Genomic DNA, 12,884 nt, shown 5'->3' on the forward strand with positions numbered 1-12,884 from the left:
CGGGGCATGCTTTATTATCACGCATCTTTTTCAGACCATCGAGAGGCGTGCGGCCCAAACCGCGGGCAGATGGCACGCAGGAAGCCCGGACTAATAAGATGGCATTGAAATCCCCCGCGTTTCGTAGAAAATTTCCGTTGCTGGTAACCGGCAGTCTGCTGGTCATGCAACCCTTCGCCACCTCATTCGTGGTCGCCGCGGAACAGTATGACTGCTCAGTCTCTGCTTCGGGTGCCTGGGACTGCGCGCCCAAGACCGCCGCAGCCCCCTTGCCACCGCGCCCAGTGCATGACGGTGCAGCCGTCAGCTCGGCCAACAGCACGGCGCAGGCCGACGCTGGCGGCAGTGCCGAAGCCGAGCCGAAGACCGCACTGGTCACCGAGTCCAAGGGCCGTGGCCTGCGTTCGCGCAGCGCCGACTACAGCCACTTGGACTGGGTGCCTCGTGAAAAGTTGACCGCAGCCCAGCTGGCGGAAACCGGTCCTTACTGCGGCGGTGCGTACATCGAGCCAACGCGTCCTGGCATGAACGACAAGACGAACAAGAGCGATGCGCCCACTTTCATCGGTGCCAAGGCCTCTCGTTACGAGCAGGAACAACAAGTCGCAACCCTGGCCGGTGACGTCGTCATGCGCCAGGGCAGCATGCAGCTGGAGTCGGAAGAAGCCAGCCTGTACCAGGCCGAGAACCGTGGTGAGCTGAACGGTAACGTGCGACTGCGCGACAACGGTGCATTGATCGTCGGCGACCATGCCCAGGTTCAACTGGACACCGGCGCGGCGCAGATCGACAACGCCGAATACGTGCTGCACAAGTCGCGTATCCGCGGTAACGCGCTGTACGCCAAGCGCGCCGAAAACGCGATCATCCGTCTCAAGGACGGTACGTACACCACGTGCGAGCCGGACAGCAACGCCTGGCAGCTCAGGGGCAACAACATCACGTTGAACCCGGCCACCGGTTTCGGTACGGCCACCAACGCGACGTTGCGGATCAAGAACATTCCGATCCTGTACACCCCTTACATCTACTTCCCGATCGACGACCGTCGTCAGTCCGGCTTCCTGCCACCGAGCTTCAGCACCGGCGGCGAAACCGGCTTCACCCTGGTCACGCCGTACTACTTCAACCTGGCACCAAACTACGATGCCACGTTGTACCCGCAATACATGACCAAGCGCGGCATGATGATGGAAGGCGAATTCCGCTACCTCACCAAGTCCAGCGAAGGCCAGTTCGGCGGCGCGTACCTGAACGACGACAACGACGAACGCAAGAAGCAGACCGACTACGAAAAAACCCGCTACATGCTCAATTGGCAGCACAAGGGCGGGCTGGATTCGCGTGTACTGACCCAGGTCGACTACACCAAGATCAGCGACCCCTACTACTTCCAGGACCTCAAGTCCTATCAGGAAGGTGTCGAGAGTCGGGACTTCGTCAACCAGCAGGGCTCCGTGGCCTATCGCGGGGACTCGTTCCAGGCGCGCTTGAATGTCCAGGCTTATCAGCTGGCGACGATTTCCCAAACCACACCTTATGACCGCCTGCCGCAGATCACTTTAAATGGGCAGTTGCCGTTCCGCCCAGGTGGATTGAAGTTTACCTACGATACCGAAGCAGTTCGGTTTGAGCGAAGCCTGGAAACCGGCAACTTCATCAATGAAGATGGTGGTACCGAGCGCCGCCTGGACACCTACGTAACCGGCCTGACCCGTGCAAACGGTACTCGCCTGAACGTAGCACCCGCCGTCGAATACCCGATGAACTGGACCTACGGTTTTGTGACGCCGAAGCTCAAGTACGTCTACACCAAGTACGATCTCGACCTGGACAACAAGGGCAAGAACGACATCATCGCTGCACAGACAGCAGCAGCGAATGCCGGCACCCAGTACGCAGGCGGCTCCTTCAAGAGCTCCCAGGACCGTGCGATTCCGGTGGCCAGCCTCGACAGCGGCCTGTATTTCGACCGCGATACCAACTGGTTCGGCACAAACTATCGCCAGACCCTTGAGCCGCGCGCGTTCTACCTGTACGTGCCGAACAAGGACCAGTCCGATATCCCGATCTTCGACAGCAGCGAGTATGCGTTCAGCTACGCGTCCTTGTTCCGCGACAACCGCTTCAGCGGTACGGACCGTATCGGCGACGAAAACAAGCTGTCCCTTGGCTTGACCAGCCGCTGGATCGAAGAAAACGGCTTCGAGCGTCAGCGCGTATCCGTGGGCCAGGCGCTGTACTTCAAGGATCGTGAAGTTCAATTGCCGGGCATCCTCGCCGCCGACCGTGCCGATTCGCAATCCGACGTATCCCCGGTTGCCCTGGACTATGAGTTCCGCTTCAACCGTGACTGGCGCGCCACTGCCGGTTACAACTGGGACACCGAGGAGCACAGCCCTCGCTCCGGCAGTGCGATGCTTCACTACCAGCCGGAGAACGACCCGAACAAGATCATCAACGTCGGTTATCGCTATCGTAACGACCAGGTCGTCTACAACCAGCTGACCGGCAAATGGCAGTTCGGTGGCGACTACGGCACCCCGGGTTCGGCGAACTACGTGAAGGATTACTACAAAATCCAACAACACGATTTCTCGATGATGTGGCCGATCATTCCCCAATGGAACCTGATCACCCGCTGGCAGTATGACTACGCTCGCAACCGTACCCTGGAAGCCTTCGGTGGTTTCGAGTACGACAACTGCTGCTGGAAACTGCGCGTCATCAACCGTTACTGGGTTTCCAACGACGAATACAGCCAGATCGCCCCGCTTAACGAAAAGGGTGACCACGGGCTCTTCCTGCAGATCGTCCTCAAAGGACTCGGCGGCCTGACCGGCGCCAAGGTAGAGAGCTTCCTCGACAAAGGCATTGAAGGTTATCGTGAACGTGAAGACCAAGCTTTCTGATTGTCTGCGCCCGCTAGTGCTGGGCGCGCTGTTCCTGGGCACCGTATCGGCTCACGCTGCGGTTCAGCAACTGGATAAAGTAGTGGCCATCGTCGATAACGACGTGATCATGCAAAGCCAACTGGACCAGCGCGTCAAGGAAGTGCAGCAAACCATCGCCAAGCGTGGCGGTGGCGTGCCACCTACCAGCGTGCTGGACCAGCAGGTACTGGAACGCCTGATCGTCGAAAACCTGCAACTGCAGATCGGCGAGCGTTCCGGCATCCGTATCTCGGACGAAGAACTGAACCAGGCGGTCGGCACCATCGCTCAGCGCAACAACATGAGCATTGACCAATTCCGCGCGGCCCTGGCCCACGACGGTCTTTCGTATGAAGACGCCCGTGACCAGATCCGCCGCGAAATGATCATCAGCCGTGTGCGCCAGCGTCGCGTTGCCGAGCGGGTCCAGGTATCCGAGCAGGAAGTGAAGAACTTCCTGGCCTCGGACCTGGGCAAGATGCAGCTTTCCGAAGAACTGCACCTGGCCAATATCCTGATCCCGACCCCGGACAGTGCCAACTCCGAGCAACTGAATGCGGCAGCGGCGAAAACCCAGGCTATCTATGATCGCCTGAAAGCCGGTGCTGACTTTGCCCAGATGGCCATTGCCCAGTCCGGCAGCGACAACGCCCTTGAAGGTGGTGATATGGGCTGGCGTAAAGCGGCTCAACTGCCACCTCCGTTCGACCGTGAACTGAGCGCCATGGAAGTGGGTGGCATCACCCAGCCAGCCCGTACCCCAGGCGGCTTCATTATCCTGAAGTTGCTGGAACGTCGCGGTGGCGAGACCTCGCTGAAAGACGAAGTGCATGTTCGTCATATCCTGGTCAAACCAAGTGAAATCCGCACCGAAGCCCAAACCAAGGAACTGGCCCAGAAGATCTATGACCGCATCGAAAGCGGTGAAGACTTCGCCACCCTGGCCAAGAGCTTCTCGGAAGACCCGGGCTCCGCCCTCAACGGCGGCGACCTGAACTGGATCGACCCCAAAGCCCTGGTGCCCGAGTTCCAGCAGGTAATGGCCGATACTCCGCAAGGCGTACTGTCCAAGCCGTTCAAGACCCAATATGGCTGGCATGTACTGGAAGTCCTTGGTCGTCGCGCCACCGACAACACCAGCCAGGCCCGCGAGCAGCAGGCGCTGAACGTACTGCGTAACCGCAAATACGACGAAGAGCTGCAAACCTGGCTGCGTCAGATCCGTGACGAAGCCTACGTGGAAAACAAGCTGCCAGGCGCCGAGCAAACAGGCACCGACCAGGCAGCTCCGTGAAACCCCAGCGTTTCGCCGTGACACCCGGCGAGCCGGCCGGCATTGGTCCAGACCTGTGCCTGCTGCTCGCCTCGCACCCCCAGCCGCACCCCCTGATTGCCATTACCAGCCGCGACCTGCTCCTTGAGCGGGCCGCGCAGCTAGGTGTGGTCGTCAATCTGCTGGACGTGGCACCGGGCAACTGGCCCGACCTGCCGGCGCCCGCCGGCAGCTTGTATGTGTGGAACACCCCGCTGCAAGCCAGGGTCGTTGCCGGGCAACTCGACAAGGCCAACGCGGCGTTCGTCCTGGAAACCCTGACCCGCGCGGGGCAAGGCTGCATCGACGGCGACTTCGCCGGCATGATCACCGCACCGGTCCACAAGGGCGTGATCAACGAATCGGGGATTGCGTTTTCCGGCCACACCGAGTTCCTGGCCGAGCTGACCAACACCGCTCAAGTCGTCATGATGCTGGCCACACGCGGCCTGCGGGTCGCCCTGGTGACCACGCACCTGCCATTGCGCGACATTGCCGACGCCATCACCGCCGAGCGTGTGGAACGCGTTACGCGCATCCTGCATGCCGACCTGCAACAGAAATTCGGCATCGCCCAACCGCGCATCCTGGTCTGCGGGCTCAACCCCCACGCCGGCGAAGGCGGCCACTTGGGCCATGAAGAAATCGACATCATCGAACCAACCCTGGAGCGTCTGCGCCAAGAAGGCATGGACCTGCGTGGCCCACTGCCAGCAGACACTCTGTTTACCCCCAAATATCTGGAGCACTGCGACGCAGTGCTGGCGATGTACCATGACCAGGGGCTGCCCGTGCTGAAGTACAAAGGCTTCGGCGCCGCAGTCAACGTGACACTGGGCCTGCCGATCATCCGCACCTCCGTCGACCATGGCACCGCCCTGGACCTGGCAGGCAGCGGAAAGATCGATACCGGCAGCCTGCACGTGGCCCTGGAAACCGCCTATCAGATGGCCGAGACCCGTATATGACCGAGCATTACCAACACCGGGCGCGCAAGCGCTTCGGGCAAAACTTCCTGCACGACGCTGGCGTGATCGACCGTATCCTGCGCTCCATCCATGCCAAGCCAGAAGATCGCCTGCTGGAAATCGGCCCGGGCCAGGGCGCACTGACCCAAGGCTTGCTCGCCAGTGGCGGCCAACTGGACGTGGTGGAACTGGACAAGGACCTGATCCCGATCCTCAACCAGCAGTTCGCCGACAAGCCCAACTTCAACCTGCATCAGGGCGATGCATTGAAGTTCGACTTCAATACCCTCAACGCCGCGCCTAATAGCCTGCGTGTGGTGGGTAACCTGCCGTACAACATCTCCACACCGCTGATTTTCCACCTGCTGAACAACGCCGGGATCATCCGCGACATGCACTTCATGCTGCAAAAAGAAGTGGTGGAACGCCTGGCTGCCGGCCCTGGTGGTGGTGATTGGGGCCGATTGTCGATCATGGTTCAGTACCACTGCCGCGTCGAACACCTGTTCAATGTCGGCCCGGGTGCGTTCAACCCACCACCGAAGGTCGACTCGGCCATCGTGCGACTGGTGCCTCACGCCGTGCTGCCACACCCGGCCAAGGATCACAAATTGCTGGAACGCGTGGTGCGTGAGGCGTTCAACCAGCGCCGCAAGACCCTGCGCAACACACTCAAGGCCCTGCTGAGCAACGCCGAGATCGAAGCAGCCGGCGTCGACGGCAGCCTGCGCCCCGAGCAACTGGACCTGGCCGCGTTCGTGCGCCTGGCCGACCAGCTTGCCATCCAGCCTGCGCCAGTCGCCGACTGAAACACCCAGGCATGGCCAGACACATGTCTGGCCTAGTGCCCACCTCTTGGCCTAGACTGATCCGCATCTGCTGTCCTCCGCTTTTGCTTTTAAGGCCTCTTGCATGTCCGATCCTCGCTACCAGATCGACGTCAGCGTCGTCACCCGCTTCCTCGCGGACCAATCGCAACCTGAACAGAACCGCTTCGCCTTTGCCTACACCATCACGGTGAAAAACAACGGCCAGGTGCCGGCCAAGCTGCTGTCACGCCATTGGGTGATCACCGACGGTGACGGTCAGGTCGAGGAAGTTCGCGGCGCAGGCGTTGTCGGCCAACAACCGTTGATCGACATTGGCGCCAGCCACACTTACAGCAGCGGCACGGTAATGACTTCCAAGGTCGGCACCATGCAAGGCTCGTATCAGATGAAAGCCACTGACGGCAAACTGTTCGACGCCATCATCAAGCCTTTCCGCCTCGCCGTACCAGGCGCCCTGCACTGATGGCAACGTACGCGGTCGGCGACCTGCAAGGCTGTCTGGAGCCCCTCAAGTGCCTGCTTGAACGGGTGGCCTTCGATCCGGCGAACGATCGCCTGTGGCTGGTCGGCGACCTGGTCAATCGCGGCCCCGAGTCCCTGGAGACGCTCCGTTACCTGTATAGCCTGAGGGACTCCCTGGTGTGCGTACTGGGCAACCATGACCTGCACCTGCTGGCCGCCGGCAATAACATCGAGCGCCTGAAAAAGGGCGATACCCTGCGCGAAATCCTCGAAGCGCCAGATCGCGCGCCACTGCTTGACTGGCTGCGTCGGCAAAAGATCATGCATTACGACGAAAGCCGCAATATGGCCTTGGTCCATGCCGGCATCCCGCCGCAGTGGACGCTGAAAAAAGCCCTCAAGTGCGCCGCCGAAGTCGAAAACGCCCTGGCCGATGACAGCCTGTACACCGCCTACCTCGACGGCATGTATGGCAACGAGCCAGTTAAGTGGGACAACGACCTCACTGGCGTCGCCCGCCTGCGGGTGATTACCAACTATTTCACACGCATGCGCTTCTGCACCGCCGAGGGCAAGCTGGACCTCAAGAGCAAGGAAGGCGCCGACACGGCACTGCCCGGCTACAAACCATGGTTTGCGCACAAGGAACGCAAGACCCGCGACACCAGGATCATCTTTGGTCACTGGGCAGCCCTTGAAGGCAAGTGCGAGGAGCCTGGCGTGTTTGCCCTCGACACCGGCTGCGTATGGGGCGGCGCCATGACCCTGATGAACATCGACACCGGCGAGCGTCACAGCTGCCAGTGCCCACCCACTCTTCCCGTTACCCTGCCGGCTGCAGCCAGGCCATAGGAGCCCGCCATGAGCGAATTCAAACGTATCCCTCCCGAACAAGCCCAGGCCCTGCGCGAACAAGGTGCAGTGGTCGTCGATATCCGCGACCAGCCGACTTACGCCGCCGCCCATATCGCTGGCGCCCAGCATCTGGACAACGTCAACATCGCCGACTTCATCCGTGCCGCCGACCTTGATGCACCGCTGATCGTGGCCTGCTACCACGGCAATTCCAGCCAGAGCGCAGCCGCCTACCTGGTCAGCCAGGGCTTCTCCGACGTCTACAGCCTGGACGGCGGCTTTGAGCTGTGGCGTACGACGTATCCTGCAGAAATTGCCTCCGGCGATTCGCAATAATTTTTTTCACACCCCGCTACCCCGCATGACGCTTGGGCTCGCGCCGTTTCTGACGAACGGCGCGGCCAAACTAATTGCGCATCGCGCCTTGCCCTCTCAGATTCCGAACTATCCTTAAGCGCAGGCCATCCGAATCAGGGGAGAGCCGGTACACCGGCGTACGGGTCATCGGTAGCGTTTCAGGGTGTTCTGGGGGGAAAACAGCCATTGGCGTTCGTCAATGACTGCCAGCATCGACTGATAGATCCGGCGTCGGCTCCACGTATCGAGCGAGGTGACGACGTCATGAGTATTTTCAGCCACTTCCAACAACGCTTCGCGTCCACACAGCAGGAAGAACTCACGCTGCAAGAGTATCTCGAGCTGTGCAAGCAGGACCGCAGCACCTACGCATCTGCCGCCGAACGCCTGTTGTTGGCGATTGGCGAGCCGGAGCTGGTGGAAACCGCCAATAATTCGCGCCTGTCGCGAATATTTTCCAACAAGGTGATCCGCCGCTATCCGGCCTTTGAAGACTTCCATGGGATGGAAGAATGCATCGACCAGATCGTCTCCTACTTCCGCCACGCCGCCCAAGGCCTGGAAGAGAAGAAACAGATCCTCTACCTGCTCGGCCCCGTGGGCGGTGGTAAATCGTCCCTGGCCGAAAAACTCAAGCAACTGATCGAGAAGGTGCCCTTCTACGCCATCAAGGGCTCACCGGTCTTCGAGTCGCCCCTGGGCCTGTTCAACGCCACGGAAGATGGCGCGATCCTCGAAGAAGACTTCGGCATCCCACGACGCTACCTCAACACCATCATGTCGCCCTGGGCCACCAAGCGCCTGGCCGAGTTCGGCGGCGACATCAGCCAGTTCCGCGTGGTGAAACTCTATCCGTCGATCCTCAACCAGATCGGCGTAGCTAAAACCGAACCGGGCGATGAGAACAACCAGGACATTTCGGCGCTGGTGGGCAAGGTCGATATCCGCAAACTGGAGGAATTCCCGCAGAACGACGCCGACGCCTACAGCTACTCGGGCGCCCTGTGCCGGGCCAACCAGGGCCTGATGGAATTCGTGGAAATGTTCAAGGCGCCGATCAAGGTGCTGCACCCACTCCTCACCGCCACCCAGGAAGGCAACTACAACAGTACCGAAGGCCTGGGCGCGATTCCGTTCACCGGGATCCTGCTGGCCCACTCCAACGAATCGGAATGGCACACCTTCCGCAACAACAAGAACAATGAAGCCTTCATCGACCGGATCTACATCGTCAAGGTGCCGTACTGCCTGCGGGTCAGCGATGAAATCAAGATCTACGACAAGCTGCTGTTCAACAGCTCGCTGGCCAAGGCCCACTGCGCACCCGACACCCTGAAGATGCTCGCGCAGTTCACTGTGCTGTCGCGTCTGAAGGAGCCGGAAAACTCGAATATCTATTCGAAGATGCGCGTGTACGACGGCGAGAACCTCAAGGACACCGATCCCAAGGCCAAGTCGATCCAGGAATATCGCGACACAGCGGGCGTGGATGAAGGCATGAACGGCCTGTCGACGCGCTTTGCGTTCAAGATCCTGTCCAAGGTCTTCAACTTCGACCCCCATGAGATCGCGGCCAACCCGGTGCACCTGCTGTATGTGCTGGAGCAGCAGATCGAACAGGAACAATTCCAGGCCGAAACCCGCGAACGATACCTGCGCTTCCTCAAGGAATACCTCGCGCCGCGCTACATCGAGTTTATCGGCAAGGAAATCCAGACCGCGTACCTGGAGTCCTACAGCGAGTACGGCCAGAACATCTTCGACCGCTACGTGCTGTATGCGGACTTCTGGATCCAGGACCAGGAATACCGCGACCCGGAAACCGGCGAAATCCTCAACCGCGTAGCCCTCAACGAAGAATTGGAGAAGATCGAAAAACCCGCCGGCATCAGCAATCCGAAGGATTTCCGCAACGAAATCGTCAACTTCGTACTGCGTGCCCGCGCCAACAACAACGGCAAGAACCCTACCTGGCTCAGCTACGAGAAGCTGCGGGTGGTCATCGAGAAGAAAATGTTCTCCAACACCGAGGATCTGCTGCCGGTCATCAGCTTCAATGCCAAGGCCAGCAAGGAGGACCAGCAAAAACACAACGACTTCGTCACACGAATGGTCGAGCGCGGCTACACCGACAAACAGGTACGACTGCTCTCCGAGTGGTACCTGCGGGTACGCAAATCGCAGTAAGGCAGCGATGGGCGTCCACTGCCAGGTCATGGGCCTGGCAGTTGACCGCTTGTCTCTAAGCTTCCAGCTTGCCGCTTGAAGCTTGTAACGTGAAGCTGCCCGGAGGGCTCCTCATGAGCTATGTGATCGACCGACGCCTTAATGGCAAGAACAAGAGCACGGTAAACCGCCAGCGTTTCCTGCGGCGTTACCGTGACCACATCAAAAAGGCCGTTGAAGAGGCCGTCAGCCGCCGCTCCATCACAGACATGGAGCATGGCGAACAAATCAGCATTCCCGGACGCGACATTGATGAACCGGTGCTGCACCACGGCCGAGGCGGCAAGCAGACCGTCGTGCACCCCGGCAATAAAGAGTTCACCACCGGCGAGCATATCCAGCGCCCACAGGGCGGTGGCGGTGGCAAAGGCCCGGGCAAGGCCGGCAACTCCGGCGAAGGCATGGACGAGTTCGTATTCCAGATCACCCAGGAAGAATTCCTCGAATTCATGTTCGAAGACCTGGAACTACCCAACCTGGTCAAGCGTAACCTGACCGGCACCGATACCTTCAAGACCGTACGCGCCGGGATCAGCAACGAAGGCAACCCCTCTCGAATCAACATCATCCGCACGCTGCGCTCGGCCCATGCGCGGCGTATCGCCCTCTCGGGCAGCAGTCGTGCCAAATTGAGGACGGCAAAGGAAGAGTTGGCGCGTTTAAAGCGCGAAGAGCCAGACAACTTCGGCGATATCCAGGAAATCGAGGCAGAAATAGAGAAACTCAGCGCGCGTATCCACCGCGTGCCATTCCTCGATACCTTTGACCTCAAGTACAACCTGCTGGTCAAGCAGCCCAACCCCAGCTCAAAAGCCGTGATGTTCTGCCTGATGGACGTATCAGGCTCAATGACCCAGGCGACCAAGGACATCGCCAAGCGTTTCTTTATCCTGCTGTACCTGTTTCTGAAGCGGAACTACGACAAGATCGACGTGGTGTTCATCCGCCATCACACCAGCGCACGGGAAGTGGATGAGGAGGAGTTCTTCTACTCGAGGGAAACCGGCGGCACCATCGTGTCCAGCGCCTTGAAGCTGATGCAGGAGATCATGGCCGAGCGCTACCCGGCCAACGAGTGGAATATCTACGCGGCCCAGGCCTCCGACGGCGATAACTGGAACGACGATTCGCCGATCTGCCGCGACATCCTGATCAACCACATCATGCCGTTTGTGCAGTACTACACTTACGTCGAAATCACCCCCCGTGAGCACCAGGCCCTGTGGTTCGAATACGAGCGCATCGGCGAAGCCTTTGCCGACACGTTCGCCCAGCAGCAACTGGTCTCGGCCGGCGATATCTATCCGGTCTTCCGTGAACTCTTCCAGCGCAGGTTAGTGACATGACCGCCAAAAAAGAGACTAAGCGCCAACCCATTTCCACCGGCTCCGAGTGGACCTTTGAACTGATCCAGGCCTATGACCGGGAAATCAGCCGCATCGCGGCGGGTTATGCCCTGGACACCTACCCCAACCAGATCGAAGTGATCACGGCCGAACAGATGATGGATGCCTATGCTTCCGTCGGTATGCCCCTGGGTTACCACCACTGGTCGTACGGCAAACATTTCCTCAGTACCGAAAAGTCGTACACCCGGGGCCAGATGGGTCTGGCCTACGAAATCGTGATCAACTCCGACCCATGCATCGCCTACCTGATGGAAGAAAACACCATCTGCATGCAGGCGCTGGTGGTGGCCCATGCCTGCTATGGGCACAACAGCTTCTTCAAGGGCAACTACCTGTTCCGCACCTGGACCGACGCCAGCTCGATCATCGATTACCTGGTGTTCGCCAAGCAGTACATCATGCAGTGCGAGGAGCGCCACGGTATCGACGCCGTGGAGGACTTGCTCGACTCCTGCCATGCCCTGATGAACTATGGCGTCGACCGCTACAAGCGCCCGTACCCTATTTCTGCCGAGGAAGAGCGCCTGCGCCAGAAGGAGCGCGAAGAGCACCTGCAGAAGCAGATCAACGACCTGTGGCGCACCATTCCCAAACGCGCCGGCAAGAACAGCGACAAGGACAACCCGCGTTTCCCCGCCGAACCCCAGGAAAACATCCTGTATTTCCTGGAAAAGCACGCACCGCTGCTGGAGCCGTGGCAACGGGAAATCGTGCGTATCGTACGCAAGATCGCCCAGTACTTTTACCCACAGCGCCAGACCCAGGTGATGAACGAAGGTTGGGCAACGTTCTGGCACTACACGCTGATGAACGACCTGTACGACGAAGGCCTGGTCACCGACGGCTTCATGATGGAGTTCCTGACGTCCCACACCAGCGTGGTCTTCCAACCCGGCTTCGACAGCCCGTATTACAGCGGGATCAACCCTTACGCGCTGGGTTTTGCCATGTACCGCGATATTCGGCGCATGTGCGAACACCCCACCGATGAAGACCGCCGCTGGTTCCCGGAAATCGCCGGCAGTGACTGGCTGTCGACGATCAAGTTCGCCATGAGCAGCTTCAAGGATGAGAGCTTTATCCTGCAATACCTCTCACCCCAGGTGATCCGCGACCTCAAACTGTTCAGCATCCTGGATGATGACCTCAAGGACGACCTGGTGGTGCCGGCCATCCACGATGAGCCCGGCTACCGCACCATCCGTGAAACCCTGGCGGCGCAATACAACCTGGGCAACCGTGAGCCCAACGTGCAGATCTACAGCATCGATGTGCGCGGCGACCGCTCGCTGACCCTGCGCCACCAGCAGCACGACCGCAAACCCCTGGGCGAATCCACCGAAGAAGTGCTCAAGCACCTGCATCGGCTCTGGGGCTTCGACATCCACCTGGAAACCCTGCAAGGCGACCAAGTGATGAAGACCCACCATGTACCACCGCGCAACGACCACAACGACAACGACTACGGCCGCCTGGACCTGGCCGTCGTTCATCTCTGAAACAGCAAAGCCTCCATTGGCCAGGCACAGGCG

Annotated in this window: 10 protein-coding genes; all 10 read left to right on the forward strand. The window is 59.8% G+C overall.

Features of this window, described 5'->3' with window-relative positions:
- The first annotated feature begins 98 nt into the window (after positions 1-98).
- The 10 genes from NIBR502773_RS12440 (at position 99) to NIBR502773_RS12485 (ending at position 12,851) form a co-directional block, all read left to right on the forward strand.
- Positions 99-2,912 (forward strand): LPS-assembly protein LptD, encoded by a 2,814-nt coding sequence (locus NIBR502773_RS12440; RefSeq protein WP_141156144.1) that lies wholly within the window; start codon positions 99-101, stop codon positions 2,910-2,912.
- Positions 2,887-4,227, forward strand: a complete 1,341-nt coding sequence (locus tag NIBR502773_RS12445; protein ID WP_027605910.1) for a peptidylprolyl isomerase — start codon at positions 2,887-2,889, stop codon at positions 4,225-4,227. Before NIBR502773_RS12440 ends, NIBR502773_RS12445 begins: the two co-directional genes overlap by 26 nt.
- Positions 4,224-5,213, forward strand: coding sequence for a 4-hydroxythreonine-4-phosphate dehydrogenase PdxA (gene pdxA / locus NIBR502773_RS12450; RefSeq protein ID WP_065938234.1), 990 nt, complete (start codon positions 4,224-4,226; stop codon positions 5,211-5,213). Before NIBR502773_RS12445 ends, pdxA begins: the two co-directional genes overlap by 4 nt.
- Positions 5,210-6,022, forward strand: a complete 813-nt coding sequence (rsmA, locus tag NIBR502773_RS12455; RefSeq protein WP_027605912.1) for a 16S rRNA (adenine(1518)-N(6)/adenine(1519)-N(6))-dimethyltransferase RsmA — start codon at positions 5,210-5,212, stop codon at positions 6,020-6,022. The genes pdxA and rsmA overlap by 4 nt, the downstream gene beginning before the upstream one ends.
- A 103-nt stretch (positions 6,023-6,125) precedes the next feature.
- Positions 6,126-6,506: a Co2+/Mg2+ efflux protein ApaG gene (gene apaG / locus NIBR502773_RS12460; RefSeq protein WP_027605913.1), complete on the forward strand. Its 381-nt coding sequence runs from the start codon at positions 6,126-6,128 to the stop codon at positions 6,504-6,506.
- Positions 6,506-7,357 (forward strand): symmetrical bis(5'-nucleosyl)-tetraphosphatase, encoded by an 852-nt coding sequence (locus NIBR502773_RS12465; RefSeq protein WP_141156145.1) that lies wholly within the window; start codon positions 6,506-6,508, stop codon positions 7,355-7,357. The genes apaG and NIBR502773_RS12465 overlap by 1 nt, the downstream gene beginning before the upstream one ends.
- 9 nt (positions 7,358-7,366) lie before the next feature.
- Positions 7,367-7,696 (forward strand): thiosulfate sulfurtransferase GlpE, encoded by a 330-nt coding sequence (gene glpE, locus NIBR502773_RS12470; protein ID WP_065925391.1) that lies wholly within the window; start codon positions 7,367-7,369, stop codon positions 7,694-7,696.
- Positions 7,697-7,981: 285 nt separating this feature from the next.
- Positions 7,982-9,904 (forward strand): PrkA family serine protein kinase, encoded by a 1,923-nt coding sequence (locus NIBR502773_RS12475; protein WP_003194732.1) that lies wholly within the window; start codon positions 7,982-7,984, stop codon positions 9,902-9,904.
- A gap of 113 nt (positions 9,905-10,017) precedes the next feature.
- The gene (locus NIBR502773_RS12480) at positions 10,018-11,289 is read left to right on the forward strand and encodes a YeaH/YhbH family protein (protein WP_065925392.1); all 1,272 of its coding nucleotides are present in this window, start codon (positions 10,018-10,020) and stop codon (positions 11,287-11,289) included.
- Positions 11,286-12,851 (forward strand): SpoVR family protein, encoded by a 1,566-nt coding sequence (locus NIBR502773_RS12485; protein WP_141156146.1) that lies wholly within the window; start codon positions 11,286-11,288, stop codon positions 12,849-12,851. Before NIBR502773_RS12480 ends, NIBR502773_RS12485 begins: the two co-directional genes overlap by 4 nt.
- The last annotated feature ends 33 nt before the right edge of the window (positions 12,852-12,884 follow it).

It is taken from the genome of Pseudomonas sp. NIBRBAC000502773, assembly GCF_006517195.1.
Classification (GTDB): Bacteria; Pseudomonadota; Gammaproteobacteria; order Pseudomonadales; family Pseudomonadaceae; genus Aquipseudomonas; species Aquipseudomonas marginalis.

Bases quoted from the DNA above. Each gene is read 5' to 3' on its own strand.
- NIBR502773_RS12480 (WP_065925392.1), top strand. From the start codon at position 10,018: ATGAGCTATGTGATCGACCGACGCCTTAATGGCAAGAACAAGAGCACG.
- NIBR502773_RS12440 (WP_141156144.1), top strand. From the start codon at position 99: ATGGCATTGAAATCCCCCGCGTTTCGTAGAAAATTTCCGTTGCTGGTA.
- apaG (WP_027605913.1), top strand. From the start codon at position 6,126: ATGTCCGATCCTCGCTACCAGATCGACGTCAGCGTCGTCACCCGCTTC.
- NIBR502773_RS12485 (WP_141156146.1), top strand. From the start codon at position 11,286: ATGACCGCCAAAAAAGAGACTAAGCGCCAACCCATTTCCACCGGCTCC.
- NIBR502773_RS12475 (WP_003194732.1), top strand. From the start codon at position 7,982: ATGAGTATTTTCAGCCACTTCCAACAACGCTTCGCGTCCACACAGCAG.
- rsmA (WP_027605912.1), top strand. From the start codon at position 5,210: ATGACCGAGCATTACCAACACCGGGCGCGCAAGCGCTTCGGGCAAAAC.
- NIBR502773_RS12465 (WP_141156145.1), top strand. From the start codon at position 6,506: ATGGCAACGTACGCGGTCGGCGACCTGCAAGGCTGTCTGGAGCCCCTC.
- glpE (WP_065925391.1), top strand. From the start codon at position 7,367: ATGAGCGAATTCAAACGTATCCCTCCCGAACAAGCCCAGGCCCTGCGC.